16 protein-coding genes are annotated in these 23,919 nt (G+C 37.8%); 5 read left to right on the top strand and 11 right to left on the bottom strand.

The genetic code is table 11. From position 1 onward, the window contains the following. Positions 1–8: 8 nt before the first annotated feature. Positions 9–1,001, bottom strand: coding sequence for a hypothetical protein (locus tag P177_RS04700; protein WP_157486454.1), 993 nt, complete (start codon positions 999–1,001; stop codon positions 9–11). A gap of 154 nt (positions 1,002–1,155) precedes the next feature. Between P177_RS04700 and P177_RS04695 the strand changes: the two genes are divergently transcribed. Beyond that, positions 1,156–1,551, top strand: coding sequence for a hypothetical protein (locus P177_RS04695; protein WP_036152339.1), 396 nt, complete (start codon positions 1,156–1,158; stop codon positions 1,549–1,551). 123 nt (positions 1,552–1,674) lie between these two features. Here the strand turns inward: P177_RS04695 and P177_RS04690 are convergent, their stop codons facing one another. From P177_RS04690 to P177_RS04680, 3 genes are all read right to left on the bottom strand, one after another. Continuing rightward, positions 1,675–2,049, bottom strand: coding sequence for a hypothetical protein (locus tag P177_RS04690; protein ID WP_036157803.1), 375 nt, complete (start codon positions 2,047–2,049; stop codon positions 1,675–1,677). Between the two features lie 68 nt (positions 2,050–2,117). Then, complete coding sequence (locus P177_RS04685) at positions 2,118–2,531, bottom strand: hypothetical protein (RefSeq protein WP_084684632.1); 414 nt, start codon at positions 2,529–2,531, stop codon at positions 2,118–2,120. Between the two features lie 119 nt (positions 2,532–2,650). Continuing rightward, the gene (locus P177_RS04680; protein ID WP_036152334.1) at positions 2,651–7,645 is read right to left on the bottom strand and encodes a DUF4132 domain-containing protein; all 4,995 of its coding nucleotides are present in this window, start codon (positions 7,643–7,645) and stop codon (positions 2,651–2,653) included. A gap of 260 nt (positions 7,646–7,905) precedes the next feature. Here P177_RS04680 and P177_RS04675 point away from each other — a divergent pair, with 260 nt between their 5' ends. Together P177_RS04675 and P177_RS04670 are read left to right on the top strand one after the other, a co-directional pair. Next, the gene (locus tag P177_RS04675; protein ID WP_036152332.1) at positions 7,906–10,446 is read left to right on the top strand and encodes a leucine-rich repeat domain-containing protein; all 2,541 of its coding nucleotides are present in this window, start codon (positions 7,906–7,908) and stop codon (positions 10,444–10,446) included. A 90-nt stretch (positions 10,447–10,536) separates the two neighbouring features. Then, positions 10,537–10,917, top strand: coding sequence for a hypothetical protein (locus tag P177_RS04670; RefSeq protein ID WP_157486451.1), 381 nt, complete (start codon positions 10,537–10,539; stop codon positions 10,915–10,917). 86 nt (positions 10,918–11,003) lie between these two features. Here P177_RS04670 and P177_RS04665 read toward each other — a convergent pair whose 3' ends face one another. Continuing rightward, the gene (locus tag P177_RS04665) at positions 11,004–11,411 is read right to left on the bottom strand and encodes a response regulator (RefSeq protein ID WP_036152327.1); all 408 of its coding nucleotides are present in this window, start codon (positions 11,409–11,411) and stop codon (positions 11,004–11,006) included. A 352-nt stretch (positions 11,412–11,763) separates the two neighbouring features. Here P177_RS04665 and P177_RS04660 point away from each other — a divergent pair, with 352 nt between their 5' ends. Then, the gene (locus P177_RS04660; RefSeq protein WP_036152325.1) at positions 11,764–12,375 is read left to right on the top strand and encodes an SIMPL domain-containing protein; all 612 of its coding nucleotides are present in this window, start codon (positions 11,764–11,766) and stop codon (positions 12,373–12,375) included. A gap of 188 nt (positions 12,376–12,563) precedes the next feature. Here P177_RS04660 and P177_RS04655 read toward each other — a convergent pair whose 3' ends face one another. From P177_RS04655 to P177_RS04630, 6 genes are read right to left on the bottom strand one after another with little or no spacing between them, the layout of a single operon-like run. Then, entirely contained in the window at positions 12,564–13,649 is a 1,086-nt protein-coding gene (locus P177_RS04655) for a phosphoglyceromutase (RefSeq protein WP_036152322.1), read from the bottom strand. 7 nt (positions 13,650–13,656) lie between these two features. Then, the gene (locus P177_RS04650) at positions 13,657–15,243 is read right to left on the bottom strand and encodes a purple acid phosphatase family protein (RefSeq protein WP_036152320.1); all 1,587 of its coding nucleotides are present in this window, start codon (positions 15,241–15,243) and stop codon (positions 13,657–13,659) included. A gap of 6 nt (positions 15,244–15,249) precedes the next feature. Then, positions 15,250–16,608: a (R)-1-hydroxy-2-aminoethylphosphonate ammonia-lyase gene (gene pbfA, locus P177_RS04645; protein WP_036152317.1), complete on the bottom strand. Its 1,359-nt coding sequence runs from the start codon at positions 16,606–16,608 to the stop codon at positions 15,250–15,252. Positions 16,609–16,630: 22 nt separating this feature from the next. Next, positions 16,631–18,325, bottom strand: coding sequence for an alkaline phosphatase family protein (locus P177_RS04640; protein ID WP_167333095.1), 1,695 nt, complete (start codon positions 18,323–18,325; stop codon positions 16,631–16,633). Beyond that, positions 18,288–19,841, bottom strand: coding sequence for a SusD/RagB family nutrient-binding outer membrane lipoprotein (locus P177_RS04635; protein WP_036152312.1), 1,554 nt, complete (start codon positions 19,839–19,841; stop codon positions 18,288–18,290). Before P177_RS04635 ends, P177_RS04640 begins: the two co-directional genes overlap by 38 nt. 30 nt (positions 19,842–19,871) lie before the next feature. Beyond that, the gene (locus P177_RS04630; RefSeq protein ID WP_036152308.1) at positions 19,872–23,051 is read right to left on the bottom strand and encodes a SusC/RagA family TonB-linked outer membrane protein; all 3,180 of its coding nucleotides are present in this window, start codon (positions 23,049–23,051) and stop codon (positions 19,872–19,874) included. 258 nt (positions 23,052–23,309) lie between these two features. On the opposite strand from P177_RS04630, the gene P177_RS04625 reads away from it, so the two are divergent. After that, on the top strand, positions 23,310–23,876 hold the full coding sequence (locus P177_RS04625; RefSeq protein ID WP_051941936.1) for a helix-turn-helix domain-containing protein: 567 nt from the start codon (positions 23,310–23,312) through the stop codon (positions 23,874–23,876). Positions 23,877–23,919 lie beyond the last annotated feature (43 nt).

Raw genomic sequence — 23,919 nt, 5'->3', positions numbered from 1 at the left:
AGCCACTTTCACATTTGAATTCCTTCGGCTTCCACTTTTAATTTGATAAGGGCTTGCGTCTCCTCAAAGGAAATTTTATCGTTTTCCTGAGATATCATTTCCCCAAAATATAAATGCCCCGTATCTATATCGTAATAGGTAACATAAAGTCCGGTTAAAGGGTTTTGCCACTTGTCGTTTTTATCATTGTTCACCGTTTTATCGTTCAAGTATTGCACCCAAGCAATTTTTGACAAACTGTTTTTATCCAAAATAATTTTATGGTAATTATCGTCTATTTCATAATTGGGGTACAACTTATCTAAATCGGACTGTACGCGCTCTTTTATATTATTTTCTATGGTATCAAAATCGCTCATTTTGGGTGAAAGCATAAACATTTGCGGCTGCCATTGATTTTCAATACTCTCTAGCGGAATATCAATATATCCTTCGGGATGGGCTTCGGTCTTAATGAACAAAGACATGGTGTAGGGAATATCCAACTCCTCATAAGAGTTGTTCAATCTTGCGACAAACCTATCTATCAAATCATGTAAAGCAGTTGTTTTCATTTCCCCGGGAACAAAAATTTCAAACCTATCGTTCTCGAAATTGATTTCAGGAATTTCATTTATAAAATCGGCTTTTACCTTTTGTCGCGTTTCATAGCGTTTACGTTCTCTTTCGTAGAGGTCCCCAATTTTCAAGTTTTCCGTTCCATAGTATGATAATATATCGTTCTCTAATAGCTCTTTCGGGTTCACATGGCAGTAGAATTCAATTTCAGGTATTTCTTTATGGAAAATAACTACGGTAAACATATTCGGGTTCATGGTAGCTGCATTAAAAAACCGATTTAGTTCTCTAAAACCAAGCTCATCATTATGTTCTTTTTCTAAGTAATGCTCTAGATTCTCAGCAGCCTTATTCGTTGATATTCCGCCCATAAATCGTGAAAAGTTACTTACGAATATGACAAACAGCAAAATTAAAACGCCTATAACAATCAATGTTTTCATAGCTAAATTTATATAAGGTGAAATTAAGTTGATTACAATCCAATCAACTCACGGTATTCCGTGAGTTTTACATTTCACTTAAATGGGGTGCTAAACAGCTAACGTTCTAAAATACCTTTGAAGTATTGAAAATTACTTCTTAAAAACAATCATAATGGGATCACAAGAAAAAAGAGTTGCTAAAGCTATCGAAGAACAGTATGTAGGAAGTTACCAAATAGAAATCAATGAAATAGTATGTAAAGAATTACCGGTGAACATTAATTGGGATACTTTTGAAATGGATTATATAAAATTTGTACCATGCGTATGTTTACAACGTGTAACAGATGCTTTCAAAGAAGTATGTTCAGACCATTTAAGGAAAGAAACTATTGCAGAAAACATTAATAGTATTGAAATATACTGCATTGCCAACGAAGGTGCAGAAGACAAAAAAGAATTGAAGATAGCAGATGGAGTATTCTCACTTACAGCTTGCTGGGGAGGTCACCACAGCGGGTATTTCTCTGATTTGGTCATTAGAGAATTCTTAGAGAACAATCTTTAAGAATAATGGTCTATAAAGACTATGTTGTTAGTAAAAAAGGAAAGCCTAATTGGCTTTCCTTTTTTTGTTTATTCTAAAATCGACATGTTACCACATGGTCAAGCTTAATATAACACTGAATGACTATTCAACTACTTGATCTATAACCGTCATTCTTTTTAAAAGAATAGGCACGAACAAAGCAAATTTAGCATTGAATTCTTCTTGCGATGCAGCCGTGTTTATGGTCTTTACCATACTGCCCCAACAATTGAAAAGTGCTTCTTCGGCATTTTGACCGTCAGTATCTATATTCATGGCTTTTACCAGTTTAAAATTTTCATCTTCGTTGTAAAAACCGGTGGTCTTTACCTTTTCAAAAATGTTCTCTAGGATGCTTTGCGTAGCCAAAAGTTCGGTAGCGCTAAGTGTTACCTCTTGTGATGTTTTAATAGCTTCAAAAACGTCTATCATTAAATTCTGTACCTCATCATTGATGCTCTCGTCTAAATATGTCAAAATTGTATGTGTTTTAGTTGTTTGTTTCTGTTCTGTATGGAGATTATGACTTGCTGGCTTTCCGAGCACTACCAGTACGTACCTACTAAAAATGTCATTCGTATAAAGGCGATAACGCTTTCTGAAGTGAGTTCTATGGGCGCATTTAAATCGGTTATCTCATCATCATCCAAGAATACAACGAAGAGTCCGTCTTTAAAGGCGAGCAACACATTTTCTATCGCTTTTTGCTCGTTGGCGAGGTCTTTGTTCGCTAAATCACCAAAATCTACTTTACCGCTCTGTGCCTGGTCCTGAATTTCTGCGGGACTCAAAAAACCGACCACATTGACATCCATCCGTTTCTTGTTAAACGCCGTTACTTGGTTTTTAACACAACCGATTAAAAGTTCTTCCAAGTTTTTTGGAGTTTCTCCTAAGGTGAAAGGCACTTGTTTAACCTTTTTCTTACCGAGTCTTTTTAGCTGTAATGTGATTTCCATTGATCTCTAGTTTGTTTTGCGTTAGGGGTTGTCGTGGAAAGCCCACAGTGCGATAGCACGCGGACTTGCAACAAAAGCCCGACCCCACCTAAGTGGGGTAACGCCCTTATCATTAACTTTTAGCTGTTTATCTGTGCCAAAATTGTTGGGTCTTGTATTTTATTGTCTTCCGATAGCAACTTCATTTTTGAAATGATCTCGGCAGATTTTGGGTCGTCGTCCACGAAGGGTAAAAACATGCGACCCCTGTGCTGACTGTGCACGGGAATGATGGACAACGACAAGCCGTTTTTACTCACCTGACCGCTACCCAAATGTAAGCTGTACTCGCCTAACGTGCCCCGTATAAATATGTGGCGCTCTTTGACCGTTATGTTGTTGAGCTTGAACAGTTTTGCCGATTCTTCGGCTAGGGCTGCGCGCATTTGCATGGTACTGTGGCTCGCCTCTGGGTCTACGCCGCCAACGTGGGCAACACTTACCACAAGGTCCATATCTCTCATGATCTCGCTAAAAACCACTGGCGGAATATCGGTCAGCGGAATGCGTTCGTGGGTTTCAATGGAATGGAAACACACTTCTTCTAGCGTTGGCGCTTCTACATCTGACGGGGAATACCAGTCTGCCATGGCATACATAGTGGCGATGAAACCGCGTTTGTGATATACTTTCTGCAAGCCCTCTTCCCTACTCACCGTCCAGCCGCGACCTCTCAATAGTGCCACGGTCTGCTTGGGCTGAATTTGGTGCCCTTGGTAACGCTCAGACCTATTGCTGTGCTCGCGTTCATCTTCGGTGAGTAAATACAGTTCTCTGAAAACTTGCTTGAACGGCTGCACCATACGCTCTGCAAAGAGGTGTTTCTGGTATACATCCCACTCCACCGCGGTGTATAAATGCGATGCGTGGGCAATGACTAACTCGTCTTCTTCTCGTAATTTATGATTTTTGCCAGAAACATCGGTAAGGCTACCATCGGTATAAAAACCAGAAATTTCCTTTTCTGGAGCGAACAGCACCAACTTGCTCAACATCACCTTAACGATAGGATGCAGCATCATGTTATGAATCTCCAAAGCGGTAAACTTATCTTCGTTTACCATGGCATTTTCTAAGGACAAACGGGTTCTGCTATATTGCCTAGATAAATAGGTTTTGCTTTCCTTAAGCGCGACTACCTGCTTGTCTTTCCTTAGTTTAGCAGGAATCGATTTTAAGGATTTATCGCCTTTAGTGACTTTAATTTCGGCTTTACCCAGGTCATTGATGACCAAGGTAATCTCTGTATCTTCAATAGTCAATACCGCATTTTCCATAATGGTCTGGGTTGCTTTCGCCTCCATTGCCCAACTGAAACGTACACGGTCTTGGTAACCGGCATTTCTAGATAAATTATCTAAGGCAATTTCTACCGCAGCCTTTTCGCTTTCTTGGCGCTGTGCCCCAAACTGCTTGCTTTCTTTCAGGAAATCTTGCAACAAGTTGTACCGCTTCAACAAATCTTTTTCAGGTACGGTTTTGCTCAACGGAATCAACCCTAAGGCACGCACATAATCCTTATCTCGCTTATCCTTGATTTTCTTTAAGGTCTCGGTAATTTTCACCTCGCCCAACATTACGCTAGAATATAATTTTACCAATCTGTGTGCATTACCATCGGTAATATACTTGGCGGCATCGTGCAGTATTTTCCAGTTGGCTTTACCCAAACTGCCGTACACTTTATTGAACCAATCGATATCTATGGCACCCAATGAAAAGTCGGATTTTGGAATGTTGGAATACCTAGAAATAATGGTTTCTTTCTCGCTGCTCATATAATCAGAAGCGTGGGCTTGAAACCACCAAACGGCATCTTCCAGTTTTTCCAATCCTAAATATTCACCGATAACGCCTGCCCATTGTGTAGCGTAGCACGCCACTTCTATCAGTCGTTTTTTGGGTATTTTATGTTCGTCAGCCAATGTTACAAAATCGGCATAACTCTCGGTTTCCTTAAAGGTTGTTTTCTTTAAAATAGAGCTGAAAAGCGACCTTTTACTATTGCCATAATAACTATAGCCACGCTCAAAGGTTTCTTTACCCAAACGTTGCAATACCTTAAAAACATAGTCTACCCCTTCTACGGTATGTATAGGAAAAATAAATTCCGTTGCCGGAGTCACTAAATCACCACGTTCCAGCTCGGTTTCCAACAAGTTTGTTTTTAAAGGTAAAAACACATGTTTGGGAACGGGATTTTCTGCAATAGTACTTCTGCGGAATCTATAGTTAGAACCACCATCAATGATGGACATGAGCTCGTTGGAATACAAGGCTTGAAAAAGAAGGTCATCGTCATTGATCAATCCTTCTTTATATAATTTTAAGGTCACCTCAATATCTGGAAACTTAAGGTTGCCCGAATTTCGTTTCTCCCTGGTTATTTCCTTTATTTCGGTTACCGTATCTGGATGACCAAGGTCTTGCGCTACCAAATACATATGAAGGTCCCAATATCTTTTTAGGTCTTCTTTAGAAAGCAATTCAATTTCATTTGCACTTAAATTACCTGCAAACGTAGTTATAATATGTGCCCAATTTGCCGTAATGGAATGGTGGTAACCACTTAATTGAAACTGTAAATATCGTAACCGTTCCGGAAAGGTAGCGACCATATCCTCAAAGACATCCAACTTATACGAAACAACGGTACTTCTATCTGCGTACGCTTTAAAAAGACGCCCAATAATGGTACTATACGTTCTTATTTTAGTGTAATAGTTTTCATTGTCATTAAGGTGTAGCCCCGTTAAATCGGGAAAAAACTGTTTCATAAAAGGTATCAGTTCTTCATACTGCCCAAAGGGATAACTTTTATGGTTTAGATAACGCAAGACGGCACTCATTTCAAAATCGTTCAGCTGACTTTTCTCGTACCAAGCCACCCAAATTTTTGATAATGGTAAATTATGCAAACGGTCTTCTGCCGTGGCATGCTCGTCTAGTCTTTTGATATCATGCAGCCCACGGTTAATAAAAGTAGTATCGGTTTCACCTTGATAGCCCTCCATCTGGTATTCATATTTTCCGTTTTCGTTCACCAAAGCAATTAGGCTGTTAACGGTGGCTATGATTTTATTGATATCGATAATATCCTTAAACTTAAAGTCCGAGGATATGGAGCCTTTAATACCCAATTTATCCAAGAAACTAGATTTAACTTCAAAGCGCGGTTGCGGTTGGTACACGGCACTTAGATTATCATAATCGATAGCTCCAAAACCGTTGCTAAAATTGTATTCATCCTTGTTTTTAACGAACTTATTTAAAAGTACCTGTTCGTTTTTAGTGATTTTAGGTCGCTCGTTAAAGGCGGCTACTTGCGCTTCAACAAAATCTGGATATCTGTTCTCGGCATCTAAAATGGTGAGTATCTCCAAACCTGCCAACCGTTGGTCTATACTTTTTGCCTTTACCAGATTGGTGGCACTTGTTTTTACATCATCATTAGGCAAACTGACCAGTAGTTGAATTACTGCGGTACGCATACTTTTACCTTTGCGTTTCAGCAAATCTTCTGCAATCTCCAAATCTGTATCATATAAATACATCTTTCGGAAAATGTTGAGTCCCGTAGCCATAACACACTCATTTCTATTGTACACCGCCTTTCTTGCCAATGCCCTACGCCATGAGTATTTATCGTAGTCCAACTTTACTTTTTTCTCGTCGGTCTTATAGTGGTGAAACGCATAACTGTAATGTATTGGAAAAACTTTACGAATGTAGGTTTCCCTAAATTCCGATGGCAATTCATCTAAATCGTTCGCCATTAGCTCCAGCTGTTGTTCCGTAGCTTCATGCAATAAAAACTGATAGAAATATTGTGAGCTAGGGGTAAAACTCCACCAAGAAAAAATCTTGCTTTCAAATGTTTTTCCCTTATTCCCAACTGTTTTTGCAACCTCGAACAATTTTACGAACGTATCATTATCCAACTGCATTTCCGGTAAGTTTACCGCCATCCAATGGTCTAGCGCATAATCTTTCCCTAATTCTTGTATGAAATAAGGTACCAAAGAATCATTGGTACGCTCGGTTTTACTCATAAAGTAGAGCGCTAGAATCTTCTTATTTCTATCTGCTGAAGAATACACGATATCCAAGGCTTTGGCATTGGCTTTATCCGCATCTAAAATACCGATTGCCCATAATGCCACCAACACCTCAATATTATCTTTGCTCTGCAGCAGCGTATCTACTTCCTTCAGGTTTAATATCAGCGAATGCGCCAATTCTAAAATTCTATTGATGACCGATTTCTTAGGGGCGTCCCAATTTAATCCGAACCAAGTGTTTACCGCCCGTACCACACTGCTGAAACGGTTAAGGTCGTTCTCCAACACCACATTGATCATGTATTTTAAAGACTGGAGTCCCGCTTCATCCATAGATTCCAAAATGGACTGTCGTAAACCTTCTTGGCGCTGTGCCGCCAACAATAATTTACCCACCATTTCCCAATGCTTTTCATCTTCGGATAATAACAAAGCTTTGATAATATCTTGACTTACACCCCCAATTTCATCTTCGCCTTGAATAATATCGTTCAATAATTCATTGAACATATCACCACTATTCTGCAAAACAATAGCTAAAAAAACACTGTTAGAATGTGGGTAATACGTGCTGTATTGAAAATGTTCTTGCAAGGTGAGTCCGCAAAAACCAGAACGGCTAGCGCTTAAAAAATTACTGAATATCGTTAGTTTATTCTGTAAAATATCTTCACTAGGTTTAGACCTAAAAGCTTTGCGATCATAGCTTCTTTGGTAAGGCATGGTATTAATAAAATCCCACATGGCAGCTAAATACGGTGCCTGCACCAAACCAAATAATTGCATACCCAAGCGCATGCCTTCTTCCGTTGCCCAAGGGTTGATTGTTAAAGGATCATCAAACTCGCTAATAAAGTCACTTATATCATAGTATATATACTCCTCTTTTTTTATTCTTCCAAGAATTTGCCCAAGCCTTCTGTAAGGTTGAGAAAAGGGACGAAATTCAAAACGATCTACTGCTGGTTTTTGATGTTTACCTATATATTTATAAGCTTCTTCTGCTGGAATCATATGATGCTATTCTTTATGCTTTTTATTCTGAAAAATTGATTTGAAAACAATGTGACATCATATAAACTTATGTTGCCCAATGTTATTTTATAGTTTCAAATATTTTATGGCAAGGTAGCCGGATTTCAACTTTTCTTTCTAACGGAATTTGGGGATTTTTTCAACTACAGGATTTTTTTGGTTCTTAATATCACTGAATGCAGTGACAAAAATTCGGATGCATTTAGAAAACTTTGTACATCTAAACTATTACGTGTGTTATGCCGAATACAAACGAAACTCCTCAATTCGATTTTTTTGAGATAGATGCATCTTTTGAAGCAATTAAAAAGAGTGCCAGCTACCCTGAAGATTTTTACTATGAAATTTTTGTTATAGCAAAAACCACGGCTAACAAAGAAATTAGAACGGAGTGTACCAAAATTATAAAAAAGCAAGCACCGGAGAATTTACAGGAGGCATTTAAAAGCCGAAAAAAGATAAGTCAAAAAGGAGGTGTGAAATCCGTAGATTCCAGATTGGTTGCTATGTTGGAATACGGATTACTTTCTGATGAACTAGACCTATATAAACTACACTCGTTATTATTCAAAGAACCCGAATTAGGACTATTCAATTTCACCAAAAACTTTTTAGACCGTTTGGTAGAACACCCGAATATATTAGGCAGATTTAACGGGATTCAAAAATTAGAAATCTCTCTAAAAGATGAGGGAAACACCTATAATTCTATTCTAATGTATTTGCCACAATTGAGGAGCTTAAAAGAATTGGAAATAAAGGCAGATTTTGAGCAACTACCAAAAGAGTTGGGCAACCTAAAGAACTTGAAGCAAATGAAGCTGAACATGCCTTACCTAAAGCAAATACCTACTTCAATAGGTAAACTAAAAGCACTAGAAGAATTCAACTTTAAAGGAGGTTACTCTTTTGGAGGCAATGATACCAATACCCATTTAAAAGATTTCAATTGGCTCTCACACCTCACAAGTTTAAAAGTGCTAAAGCTGCAAAATGTAGGAGTAGAAGATTTGTCTGAAGTTGTATTTCCATCCACTTTGAACAAGATAGATTTGTTCGGTTTAGATGAGCTTACAGCATTGCCAAAGGAAATGAAAAACCTGCCGAAACTAGAAAAATTTAAAGTAGTTTCAGACAGTTTAGAAACCTTGCCAACAGGGTTTGAAGCAATGCCAGAGTTACAGCTGTATGAGCTTATAGCCCCTAAAATAACAACCATTTCTGCAGATTTCTTTTTTGGTTTTGAATCGAAACCGAATTTGGTTACAAAAATTGGCAACCGCAATGTAGACATTGCACCAATGACCAAGAAATCAACACGAAAAGAATTGGTTTTAGATACCCCCAAATTGCTTAATTATGTTTTGGACAATGCGGAGTTTTTTCCAGAATTGACCACCATTTCAATTGATTGCGAAGCTCCGGAAACAAAGCATACAAACACCTTGGCAGCATTTAAAAACCTAGCCAACATAACCTTTAAACTAGTACCCAACTTAGATTGGATTTTTGATGAAATAAATGAATCGGAAACAATAGAAAGCATCACCCTGTATAAAAACACTTCGTATGCCATACCTGTAGACGAAGCACCTAGTTCGGCAATTGTACCCATAGTACTTTCTAAAATTGAAAAGCTAAAACAATTCACCGTTCAGTTCGAGAATCATTTGGAATTAAACACAGATGCATTGCCAATACATACAGAGCAGCTGACCATAAAAGGTTTAAAAGGAATTGTTCCTGGAAAAATGAAACGCTCGGCAACTCAAGTGTATGTTGAAAATACTCCTATATTCGATTTAAAAGCATTTTATAATGTTTTGGATGCCGAACAGATGGACTTAGGTAAAAACAACTCCTATATCGCAGATGAATTGGGATTCGGGTTTCTTAAAAATCCAGAGAATATTAAGAAGTACGAATATACCGGTCCCGCTACAAACGTTGCGGAGCTGTTAAAAACTTGTCCGAATTTAGAGTGCCTGTTTATTGAGTTCCCCGAAGATAAACCAGGATTCTGCGCGGGACTTTCTGGTTATAAAAACTTAAAATTAAAATCCTTACAAATTAATAATTACAAAGGAGATAGTGCCTCATTGCAGTCAGTTTTGGAGCAAACTCCCAATCTTGAACATCTGGAGCTAAGAGAGTGCACAGGAATCAATCATTTTCCAGAGGTGAGTCTGAACAAGTTAAAAATACTAGAGCTATACAGCTGTGATGTTCAAACCGTAGCTGCCTTAATGGTTCCAAAAATAGAAGCCTTTAAAGTTAATTTCTGTGATGATTTTGGATATGAAGCCATTGAGACCATAACTCATTGGAAAACCTTAAAATACCTTTGGTTAGAACATATATCCAAAGAAATGAAAACCTACCCAGAAGCAATAGCCACTTTAAATCTGGATACTCTTCGTATCAGTGGTAAATACAGCGAAAGAGAAATTCCAAAATGGATTGGCACAATGAAATCGCTTCGTGTTTTGGCAATAGAAGGTTTTAAACAAGTCACGCTACCCATAGAATTAGCAACGCTCACCCAATTGGAAGTTTTGAGTATAACTGGTTGTGAATTTCAAGAGCGCATACCGGAAGAGTTCACCAGTCTTAATTTAAAGAAATTGATTTACTGGACCTCTAAATTTTCGGGTAGTAATATGAAATATGAACTATACGAGCCACTTATAGGCAAGTGTATTACTCAAAGATATTTGGATGATAATGATAAAATAACTCCATTTAAACTTGCTAACAAAGAAGTTTTAAATGGTTTCTAAATATCACATTTTTGAGATATTATATTGTGCAATAACATTAATAAACATTAACCTTAAAAACTATATTATGATGAAACTATAAATTTAAAAATGATGGACAAGCAAGAATTATTGGGAAAAGAATTAAGTAACCTGTATGCCATAAACAAGCAGGTAAACCATTATTTCAACAATTGTGACATTAGCTTTTTAGATGGGCATAGACAACAAGCCATTAAAGACTACATAAACGCCAATACTAAAAATGAAGAATTGGTAGCCAAAACATTGCGGTCGTTAGAAGTAAACCCGGGCAACACAGTAGACTCTATAGTGAACGAAATCATTGAGAACCTACAAGAAATCTGCCTGAAGAAAACAGATAACAAAGCATTGGACGGTTTAGGTTATATGATGTCTTTTAATAGACTGGTAAGCTATCACAAGGCAAATGTGGTCAATATTAAATACATTCTCGAAGAGCTAGGTTAAATAAAAATAGGCTGACCTATGTAATAGATCAACCTATTTTAAAACACTAACCAAAGTCTTCTAATTTAATATTCGCTAATTAAGATTCATGTTATTGAAATTTTACTCATAGTAAGAATGTCATTCAAATTTTTTGAGATCAATGGTTTTGTGATAAAATCACGAACCAACTCATAATCTTTTGCCCTTTTCATTTCATTTTCGCCGTACATAGAACTAACAATATACACTTGAGGTTTGTTCTTTAGTGGTAATTTTGAAAATTCATCCAAAAAACCCCAGCCATCCATTATGGGCATGTTAAGATCCAGTAATATAACATCTGGCATTTGCTGCCCTTTGTTCAATTGGGCGGTTAAATTAGTTAGCGCTTCATCTCCATCCTCATAAACAAGAATATCAGCACTCATAAAATTATTATGATTCAAAAGTATTTTAGTACCATATACGCAAATAGGGTCGTCATCTATAATACAAACTGTATCTATTTTCATAGCTAATTACATTTGTTAATTCCAAGGGAATTTTGATTATAAAAAATTAACAGGATTTAACTTACAAATATATTTTGAAAATAACTAATGATTTACATACAAAATGCAATACATAATAGGAATATCAAAGAATTTGACTAGAGATTCCATAAAATATACAGTAGAACTTTCATAATACAACTTCAAAACGCTTTATAACCTATTAAAAAATAAAAAAATAGATGCTCAAATAAGAATTATGTAAAAATTTATGCCCCTCAAAACTTAAGCCTTACTTGTCACATAAACAACTGACAATATGCTTCCTAACAATTAATAATTACAAATCAAACTTTTAAAATCACAAACACAAATGAGAAAAATTAGCTACATCCTATTATTGACCCTTTTTGGAATTACCGCTATGCAAGCACAGATCAACACAAATGCAAAAACCGTAACTGTTACTGCCAGTGCCCCTTTAGAAAAAACAATTGTAAAATACCGTGTTAAAGCCACACTAAGTATGGATCAAGTATATTATGCAGACACCAGAGTAGAAAACCTAGAACAGTTAAAAAAACAATACTTTCAAGAACTGAAAGATTTAAATATTGACACGGCTATCTTTCAAGAAAAAGAAATGGAATATTTTTCTTTAGGATATCAACGAGATGGTACTATCTTATACTATGAGACCGACTCTAAAGAGTTAGCCATGAAATTATTAAAAACTAATTTATTAGGCGTACAACTACAATTTCAAGTAAAACAAATAGTATCGTCAGGGAATAATAAAATGGCAATAAACGCTGCATTGGAAAATGCACAAACGTATGCTACTGAACTATGTAAAACCATACACACCAATTTAGGTGAAATTAAAGCTATTAGCAGTAGTTCTAATTATAATGATGATTGGACAAGTTTTTATGCAGACTACCAAGAACAACTAACGGTCAACGTTGAATACCACATGAATTAGAAGCTTTATCTCTTAATTATTAAAAGGGCTGTTATTAAAAATATAACCGCCCTTTTAATTTTTAATTAGTTACAAAAAAACCAACACCAAAATTAATTGGCATTGGCTTTTTAACAACTCTAAATTATTCTAAACTCACCGTAAAAATGGCGATTAACACTATCTTTTATTTAAAGAAATTGTCAATGTTATTTTAAGTTTATGGGCTTTGCCGACATTGACTTATCATCCGATTTTAAGCTTAGGATTTTAACTACCGTTGGTGCTATCTGATCTGCAAATAGTTGACCATTGCTCACTTCACCAACAGGATTTACATTTGGTCCCAAAATAGCGATCCAAGTGTGCTCGGCTCCTTTTACATCTGTACCGTGACTTGTCCATTTTGAATCTTCTTGCGCACCTTCTCCCCTACCGTGATCTGTGGTAATTATAAAATAAGTATTGTCTTTATAAAAATCATCGTTCTGTACATAGCTCCATAAATCGGAAATCAACGCATCTGTATTTTGTAAAGATTTCATGTAGAAATCAAATTGTCCTCCATGTGCAAAATCATCGGTTTCACCATAGGAAATATATACCAGTTTCGGATGATTCTTTTTAACATACTCCTTCGCAAAGTGATGTGTAAAAACATCTAAGCGAACACTTTCCCAAACAATCGGTGCCTGACGCTGTATTTCATTCAAAAATTTCTCTTTTTCATTCAATTCTCCAACAGCATCCATATAACCGGCATTAACCGGTACCCCACTTCTTTTATCATTTATGATGAACGGAAAAACATCCCAACTAGCGAAGGCTGCTACTTTGTCCTTATATTCATCTTGGCTGTTTGCCAATTCTAAAACCGTTACGTTCTTATTATAATTTTTATCGTTACTATCTATGTTTGCATCGTCTGCCTTACCCGTTAATATTTCATTATAGCCCGGATATGAGAACAACATTTTATTCGTAAGATCTACATTACTACCTTTATTTCTATTTCCATACAGTTGCCCTTTTTCTGCAATGGTATTCCAAAAAAATGGCATCAACATTTTTCTATTTTCCTCTTCAGATTGTCCAAGGAATTTTTCAGTAAGCAACTCTTTATTTTGGGTGTAATCGCTATTTAACAAGTTCATATCAATGCCCGTAAAAACATCTTGCCAACGTACACCATCCAAAGTAATTAAAAACACATTAGGCTGTTTATCTTCTTGAGCTATAACTTGGGTCGAAGCAAAAAATACTAGTACTAAAAGGGTATTTACAAATAGTTTCATCAGTAGTTTAGTTTTTGGTTTTAAATACCTGTATTTGCGACCAATCACTCCAATTTAGATGTTGATCACGATAACGTACGCGCCAAAAGTAATTGGTATTTGGTTGCAATCTTCTGGTAGGTTCATCGGTCAAATCATCTCCTTTTTGACGGTTTTCTAAGTAATACCAGTTTTCAGACTGTTTCCAGCTATCCAACACCAATGTACCAAAATCTTTTTTTGTGGATATTTGCCAGTGAGATGCTGCATGATAGGCATTAACTAATGAACTATTGAACGGTTGCGCCTTTAACATATCGCCCGTAAATGCAATTTCATCTTTAGGTGAAACCACCGTTGGTGTTTCCGGTTTATGCTCGTTTGCGTAAATGGTAATTTCATCGGTCTTTTCATTTTCCCTGAACACATGCTCATTACCACGGCTAATTCTTTTGATCGTAAATTTAGGATTGTCTTTGTTACCATCTACCTCAACCATAACAAAACCATATTCATCTTGGGTTACACTGAATTCATCATAATCCCTGCCTTCAAATTCCCCCCAATTATCAATAGCGCCACCTGCAGTGGCAACATTTATCCATAAGTGTTTATGATCTTTTGATTGACCTCTAGAATACCCATGCGTATGACCAAAAAAGTGCAAACTGGGTTTACCGGTTTCGGTTGTGAACTCTTCTAACATTTTTACCACTTTACCTGAGGATTCTTCTTCACCAGGAATCCATAATTCTGATTTATGTGGATGATGTAGCTGGGCGAATACAAAATCGATTTCCTCATTCTTTGCCGTCTCTTCGAGTAAGGATTTTAACCATGCAAATTGTTCTCTGCTATCACGATAACCTTCATTAGAATTTAGCCCGATGATTCTCGTATTGCCATAATCTTTATACCACCAATGTTCTGCATATGCAGGCGTACCGTTCTTTGGTAGACTGAAATACTTGAAATAATAGTTGGAGTTTCGTTCATGATTTCCCAATACAGGATACACCGGCACTTCAGCAAATAGGTTTTGCGCGGGCTCAAAGAAGTCATTCTGCCATTGCTCATATTTTGCTCCGTTTTCCACCAAATCTCCGGGAATCAATACCATGGCCAAATCATCTGGCACGTCATTTCCATATTCCGACTTTAAAAAAGGAAGCACTCCTTTATTTACTATTTCACTGAACTTATCTGGATTCTGATGATCTATTTGCATATCGCTCATCGCCAAAAAGTTGAACGATTCGTTATCACTGGCAAATGGAGGAGTTTTAAACTGAAAAATATTGGATACCAGCTTACCAGTCTTTACCTGATAATAATACGTAGTAAACCTTTTGAGTCCGGTTAGGTGCACTTCATGAACGCGAGATTCATTAAAGTTGATATCATTGGCAATTCCGTTTGCTCTTTTTCCTAATTTTGGCGAAGTGCCATATTCCACAACACTTTCTTCACCTAACGATGTCTCCCACATAATGGTAATTTCGGTAGGGTTCGCATCTTGCAAATAAGGCTGAACTAAAAAAGTTGCCTTTTCTTGGGCATACATTACAGCTCCCCACAAAAGGGCAACCATCACATTAAATTTTATTGTTTTCATACGTATCTATTTACTCACACTATCCAGTGCATTTTCTAAAATTAGTAAAGCTTCTTTTAATTCTTTTCTTGAGATGGTCAAAGCTGGCGCCAACTGTAGTACGTTGCCGGCAGACACCTTAAAACTCAATCCGTTTTTAAGGCATTCGTACATTACCTGTTCTGCTTGCTGCACCGCCTTTTCTTTTGTTTCCCTATCGGTAACCAATTCAACACCCCACAGTAGACCTCGACCACGTATGTCACCGATCAGTTCATACTTTTCTTTTAATATGGTCATTGATGTACACATGTTAAGCGAGTCACCGGCAACCTTATGCAAGATTTTTTCGTCCTCAATAATTTCTAAGGTAGTTAAAGCTGCCATGGCACCTAACGGACTTTTCTCATGGGTATAATGACCCAATGAAATATCTGGGAATGTGTTATACCTATCTCTGGTAACGATACATGCCTGAGGAAAAATTCCGCCGCCCAATCCTTTGCCCAAACAAAGAATATCTGGTTCAATGTCATAATGCTCAAAAGCGAACATTTTACCTGTTCTACCCAAGGCGATGGGAATTTCATCTAAAATAAGTACCACTCCGTATTTATCGCATAAAGTACGTGCCTCTTGCCAAAATTCCACCGAAGGTAATTGCACATCGGTATTTCTGACGGTTTCGGCAACAAAGGCTCCAATATCACCTTCTTTGGCGAAAACATATTCTAAATACTGCAAACATTTGGCTTCATTACCTTCAAAAATTCCACGATAGGTTACTGGTGGCGGAATGCGTTCAACACCCGGCATCATGGGACCCATATACTCCCTAAAAACAGCTTCCCCACCAACACTGATCGCATCTAAAGAAGCGCCATGAAAAGAATCCCAGAAAGAGACCACTTTAAACTTGCCCGTAATGGCTCGTGCCAGTTTTAGGGCAATCCCGATTGCCGAACTACCATTTGGGGTCATTAATACCCGATTTAAATCTGAAGGAAGTAAGGAGGCGAGCTTCTCTGCAAATTTTATAGCAGGCTCGTTCGTATATCTTCGGGTAGAAAAAGATAAGCCCTGTAATTGCTCGGTTAAACGCTTTACCAATTTAGGATGCGAAAACCCTAATTGATGCACATTGTTACCATGAAAATCAAGATATCGCTTACCAGATATATTTTCTATATGCGCGCCGTTACAATCACCGAGCACATCTAAGCACGGAGTAGATAATGCTTGATGAAAAAAGTAACGCGCATCTTTTTCCAAAAGCTTTAAGGTTTTAGGATCGGTAATGGTTTCATGCCATTCTTTCCTCCCTGCCGTCAGATTAATATCGCCTTCGGTACGCTTGTTCAGTAGTTTATCTTGTTCTCGCTTCATAAGGGTAGAATGTTGTATGCTTCTAATTCTTTCCTAAGAGATTGGTCGACAATATCTGATTGGACATTTCATCACTTTTCACATACACATCTAACCAACCGTCACCTCCGCCATTAAACCAAAGTACCTCAACGGTATGCTTCCCTTTTTCAAGTTCAATGCTTCCGTTTTTTGTTCTTACGCCGTGGTCACCATCGTTATCTACCACCAAATCACCATCAATAAATAACTGACTACCATCATCTGATCTTATGGCAAAATTATAATTGCCATCCGCAGGTATTTCAAGTATACTTTTAAAGCGGAACAGCGTATTTGATTGAATATGTTGACGTACCTCTTCCGATGAAAATTCGAATACGGCACCTGTAGCATCTGGTTTTCTATTGCCGATGGATGGAATAAACGACAGGTTATTCAAATGAAAAACCTCATAAGAAATAGGTGCTTGAAGTGTATTTGGTTTTATTCTGAAATAGGCTTCACTAACCGCACTACTTAATTTTCCATCTACAAAAACAGCGCTTTTTACCACTGTATTTTCTTTAAGCAACTTTGTTGCCTTGAAGGTATCAGCATCAGGTTTTGGCATACTACCATCTAATGTGTACTTTATTTCACCCTTGGCATTCGGATTCTTTAAAATTAGTTCTGCGGAATCATTATACAATCCGCCTTCAGCAGCATAGCCTTTTGGCGGATTAGACAATTCCGGTTTTTTCAATTGTACCAGAACAGGATAATCATCTTCTATTGTTTCACCCTCAAATGCCTCAAGTACAGGTCTTCCAATCCAAGCACGCGGTGTTTTTATATTCAAGGCATGAGCAACGGTTGCTGCATTATCATATTGATATACCGGGTATTTAATTTGGTATTCCTTTTTAATACCCTTTCCCCAAAGAATAAAAGGAATTTCAACCTCATCTAAAGATTCACCACCGTGACCTTTTCCTGTACCCCCGTGATCGGAACTAATGATGACCATGGTATTATCTGCCATATCAGATTCCGCTATTGCTTTCATAATCTCAGCCAATAATGAATCTCCCTTTTCAACAGATGTATAATACTCTTTTGTACCATGCCCAAACTCATGACCTGCGTGGTCAATATGGTCAAAATGAATAAACGTAAATAACGGTTGTTCTACTTTAATATAACTACTCGCATTCACGGCAGTCTCTTCTTCCGTAGCCGGATTTTCATCAAAATCAACGGCACTTTTTTCAAATAAGCGACCAAAACCGCCCCAATGATAAATGGCTCCGATTTTCTCCGATTTTCGTTGTTCACGTATCAAATGAAAAATACTAGGAAATAAAAACGGCTCGCTCTGCGTAACTGCCGGTAAAACTAAATTATCCTTCTCCCATGAATTGGAAGTAATACCGTGTTGCTCTGGTCCTGCACCCATAATCATAGAAGCCCAATTGGTACTAGAACTTGTTGGCAATACCGCCCTAGCATGCATGGTAGATGCACCTTCTTGCATTAGTTTATCGAAAGTAGGCGTATCTGCATTCTGGAGTCCGTCTGGGCTCAATCCATCAAAACCGATGACCACAACGTGGGTATTTTCCGCACCCATATTATCCAACTTGTCATAATCACAAGACCATAGGGAGGTCATCCCTATGGTCAGTGCAATAATTGAAGTGTATTTGTTAACCCTATGCTTAATCAACATCCCACCAAAGTTTGGTATTAATATCATCTGCACCCATACTTTGTACAGCGGCATTGTAGTTTTCGCTGTTCGTAGATTTTACAGAATTAGGATATTGAAAACGAACCGGTACCATACCATCGTTCACGGCATCAGGACCAGGAATTACCTCTGGCATACCCGTTCTTCTCCAATCTGACCATCCTTCAAAACCTGTATAGAAAAGAGAGATCCATTTTTGAAGGGCAATTTTAGCCAAGTTATCATCCGTTGCACCAGTAAGTGCAACATCAGCCTGAGCTACATACCCATCTAAATCTGTAGCCTGCATGGCATTGGCAATATCTGACCATCCGCCAGCGGCAACTCTTTCTGTGTAGTACTCAAAAGAAGCTCTAATTCCGTTTTCATAATACGTTGCCGCATTACCAGAAGAAATAAATCCTCTTTCTGCCGCTTCCGCCAAAATAAACTGTAATTCAGAATAGCTCATAATGATGGTCTGTGAAGCGGTAGCAGAAGCTTCTTCTGGGTTACATGCTCTACAGCCTAACAAAATACCCAACCTGGAAATGAAATTAGATCCGGACTCATCTGGGTTTCCAGACGGACTATAGCCTAATGCAGCCTCATCATCCAATCCGTTAGGCATACCAACGTAATCATCAAAATCTTCAGAGAAAATTCCCTTCTCAGAAGCTGTAGTAGGCTGCGCGAAAACATACAATCTGTTATCGTTCAAATCTTTTAAGCGAGTTTCTAAGGTTTGGCTTAAACGAACCTCATCAAAACTACCACTACGTGTGTCATATTTTGGCTGAGGATTATCTGAATTCCATGCCACGAAAGTCATGTCCTCATTACTCTCAAAAATAGGGTATGCAGTTGGGTTACTCGTAATTTGAGTCATACCAGCAACTGCGGTTGCATTATCCACATCACTGATTCTCATTAACAAACGCAATCTTAACGAATTGGCAAATTTTCTCCATTTTTCAATATCGCCATCGTAAAAAATATCTCCAGAGATATTATCGGCATCTGTTAAAACCGTATTCGCTGTTTCCAAATCTTCCAAAATACCGGCATATATAGCACTTTGAGCATCAAAAGCAGGAGTAACATTACCATTCTCAATACCCATGGTAGCTTCTGAGTAAGGCACATCTCCGTAAGCATCGGTAACATAAGAATAGATCCAAGATTTCATCACCAAGGCAACACCGTAATAATTCTGGGCATCTTCGTTAGCTTCGGTATCCCTAATAATATTTTCCACATCCCTTAAAGATGCATAAGCGTTATCATAAGGATCACCGGAAGGAGACCAGTTATAGGTATCACCACTGGTAAACTGCAGTCTTGCGCCATATTGTACTACGGTAAAACCTTCTTCCCAACCTTGACCACCCCAGTTATAGGCCATCTCTCTTTGTACACCTGGCAATAATAGACCTGGCTCTGCAGAAGCAGGGTAATTAGGATTAATATTAATCGTTTCAAAATCTTCGGTACAGCTAATTGCCAGTACCAGAGAACATATAAATAATAGTGTTTTTTTCATGATTTCTTTATTTAATAGTTTCTTCTACTCTTAGAAATTAACCTGTAAATTGAAGGTAAACGAACGTGAGCTTGGGTAAGACATATTCTCAATACCCGGTTGTAGCGTACCACCCGACACCCCAACTGTTTCAGGATCGAAATGAGGGTTATCTGTCCATAAAATCAAGTTTCTACCTGTTACAGAAATTCTTGCATTGGTAATTGGCAATTGGTTGATCATTTTCTGTGGGAAAGAATACCCTAAAGAAACCTCACGTAGTTTAGTGTAAGAAGCATCATACTTTGCCGCTTCAACATTATCCCTTTCATAGTATCTATTGTTATATGTTCTAGCATCTACATTTACGGTATTTGGCACATAATTAGGACTCTCGGCTGTACCAGTATTTACTACCCCTTCTGCAACGATTCCTGTTTCTCTACCTTCCAATGTTTCTTGCAATTGACCAGAAGTACTACCAATGGTTTTTGTTCTAGAAACTACGATACCACCTTGTCTGGTATCGATCAAAAATCCTAGGTCAACATTCTTATACTTGAATGTATTCTGCATTCCCAGTGTGAAATCTGGCGCATAATCACCCTGGTATACCAAATCATCGGTACGCTCAGGAATACCTTGATTATTGATGATCATTTGACCAAAGTACTCACTGTTCTCATCTTCTACCCTTTGAAAACCTCTACCGTATATCGCACTGATAGAACCACCTTCACGAGCTTGAATAAATGCCCCGTTCGCTTCGGTCAACGTAAATTGAATATCATCACCTAAATCGGTCACTTCACTTTTATTGCTCGCAAAATTGAAAGTAGAGCTCCATTTAAAGTTATCTGTAAGTACCGGAACAAAGTTCGCAATAGCTTCAAAACCGTAGTTACGAACCTCACCTGCATTGATCAATTGACTACTGTAACCACTAGCGATATCAGTACTAATATTGATAATTTGGTTTTTAGTAGAACTGTCATAATACGTAAGGTCTAAGTTAATTCTGCTTTGTAAAAAGCGTAGATCTAAACCAAATTCATAAGAACCCGTAATCTCAGGTTTCAAATCAGCATTCGGTATCAACGATGATTCCGTCAATATAGGTGTAGAACTATCAAAAGCAGTCTCATTTTGATAGAAGCTACGTAATCTATATGCATCGGTATCATTACCCACTTCAGCATAAGCAGCCCTTACTTTCGCAAACGTTACCCAATCTGGCATATTAAACATATCACTGGCAATACCACTTAATGTTACCGATGGGTAGAAATAAGAGTTGTTCCCCTCTGGCAATGTACTAGACCAGTCATTTCTACCGGTAACATCCATAAACAATACATTGTCATAACTAAAACGTGCATACCCATATAAACTGTTGATGCGCTTTTCGCTATTGTTAGAACTTACCTGTACCGCCTGTCTACTATTGTTAAAAGAATACACCCCAGGATTAATTAATTGTGGTGCAACACTTTTAGTGAAATCTTGCTTTTGGCGCAATTGGTTTCCACCTGCAGAAACATTTAAATTGAATTTTTCACCAAAATCCTTATCATAACTCAATAAGAAATCTGAGTTACTTTCTTCGAAGAAAATATTATCCTCTTGGTATGTACCAAATGGAAAACGCTGTGTGCTAAACGCTCTTTTACGAACTCTAAAATCTCTATAGAAATCGCGACCACTACGTAATAATAATTTCCAGTTTTCGCTGATGTCATAGGTAAGGCTCACATTACCGAACATACGATCCTTGTCTTGCGCATTTGTATTCTCATACATGGTAAAGTAAGGGTTATCGTGGTAGTTGTAGTTATAGTTGAACTGCTGCGTACCCTCTAAACCAGGCTGCCAATAATCTCTCAAATTGTTAGTATTCAATTGACGACCGTACCAGATAAACAAGTACATAATACTTTCTGTACCATAACCAACCGCAGGTCTGTTGTCACTGTCAGTTTTAACATAGTTCATATTGGCATTTACCTTAACCTTATCCGATACGTTCATGGTACCAGAAAAGCTTAAAGTATTTCTCTTTAAATCCGTATTCGGTAATGTACCTTCCTGATCTAAATTCTGAAAAGACAAACGCATGTTCCCCATTTCGCCACTTTTAGAGATAGCGATGCTGTTGGTCTTTGTGATTCCCGTTTCAAAGAAATCTCTAGTATTATCCGGTTGAGAAACCCATGGCGTTGTAATTATATCGGCATCACTAACAAAAGTATCGCCACCACGAGTACCGTCTGTTCTAGGCGAATCAAATTGTGCGATCATGAGTCCGGTATCTAAACGAGGTCCCCAACTTTCATCAACACCATCTGCAATACCAGAACCGCTACCGTCAACAAAAGAGAACTGTTGATTGTTACCTTGGCCATATTCATTTTGCCAATCTGGTAACATCAATACATTTTCAATGGTAATACCGGTATTAAAGGATACCCCCAATTTACTGCTTTGAGATGTTCCTTTCTTGGTCGTAATAATAATTGCACCATTCGCAGCTCTTGACCCGTAAAGTGCGGCAGCAGCCGGACCTTTTAATACGTTGATCGATTCAATATCCTGCGGATTGATTTCTGCAGCACCATTACCATAATCTACACTTTGCGTACCCGATCCGCTAGAACCTACAATTTCATTACTAATAGGTGTACCATCTACAATAAATAATGGCGAGTTACCATTAATGTTCAAAGAAGCATCGCCACGTATAGAAACTCGGGCAGAACCACCCAAACCTGTAGGGCTGTTGGTAATTTGCAAACCGGCAACTTTACCTGACATACTGTTCAAAAGGTTCGGTTCTCTTGCCTGAACAACTTCATCGTTATCCAGTTCTTGTGAAGCATACCCTAAAGACTTCTTTTCCCTTTCAATACCTAATGCCGTTACCACAACCTCATCTAATTGCTGTGAATCTGGCTGTAGGGATATAGTACCCGTAAGCTTGTTCGCAGTTTCAAACTCCTGCTTAATGTACCCGATATAAGATACCACTAAAATGTCATCTGAACTGTTTAGTTCAATACTGAAGTTACCATCAAAATCTGTAGCAACTCCGTTCGTTGTTCCTTTCACTACCACGGTTGCACCAGGTAAAGGAACTTGGTTTTCATCTAACACAGTACCCGTAAATACAGTTTGGGCATGTGCTACAAAACTTGCTAAGAAAACAAGCATTGTAATTAATAATGTTTTTTTCATTTTGTTCGTATTTGTAAACTTTGGTTTGTTAGTTCAGCAAATATCTAAATGAAAATTCAATGTATTGCGTTATACATATTAAGCAATTGCAACCATTGCGAGGCTAAGATTACCTTAAGGTTAGTTAAACATTATTTACAAATATGCAAAATGTAAGATTTATGTTAAGCCCCTTTATCATGGGTGATAACAGCCATACTACCCACCAAAAACCAATACATTTTATTTTTCATTATGTTTGTAGGAGAACACTTATCAATGGATGATTACCTTATTGGAATAGGAAAACGAATAAAGGAAATTCGCAAAAATGGAAATTTGACTATTAGTGAAATTGCCATGCGTGCAGGGGTCACTGCCGGACTCATTTCTAGAATTGAAAACGGAAGAACCATACCATCTTTACCCGTGCTTTTAAAAATTATAAACTCTTTGGATATAGAGGTGACCGATTTTTTTAGCGGGCTACCACAATCTAACGGTGCCAATTTTATTGTTTCCCGAAAAGAGGACAATACTTTTATTGAAAAAGAAGACGATGCCGTAGGATTTTCGTATTCCTTTATTTTCGGAAAACAACTGAATAGCCTGGGGTTTGAAGCCGTATTGCTACACGTGCATCCAAATTCCAAAAGAGATAAGGTGAAAACCGATGCCTACGAATTCAAATACATGCTCTCGGGAGAATGTTATTACATAATAGACGAAGAAGAAGTACTTATAAAAGAAGGGGATTCTATTTTTTTTGATGGCAGAATTGCCCATGTACCCGAGAATAGAAGTAATAGCACGGCAACTATGTTAGTGCTCTATTTTTTTATATAGCTAACCACAGAATTCAAATAAAAAAAGCCACAATCAGTGGCTT

This window comes from Maribacter forsetii DSM 18668, from assembly GCF_000744105.1.
GTDB lineage: Bacteria > Bacteroidota > Bacteroidia > Flavobacteriales > Flavobacteriaceae > Maribacter > Maribacter forsetii.
Note: the sequence above shows the minus strand (reverse complement) of the source record. Positions and strands in the feature narration are given on the sequence as shown.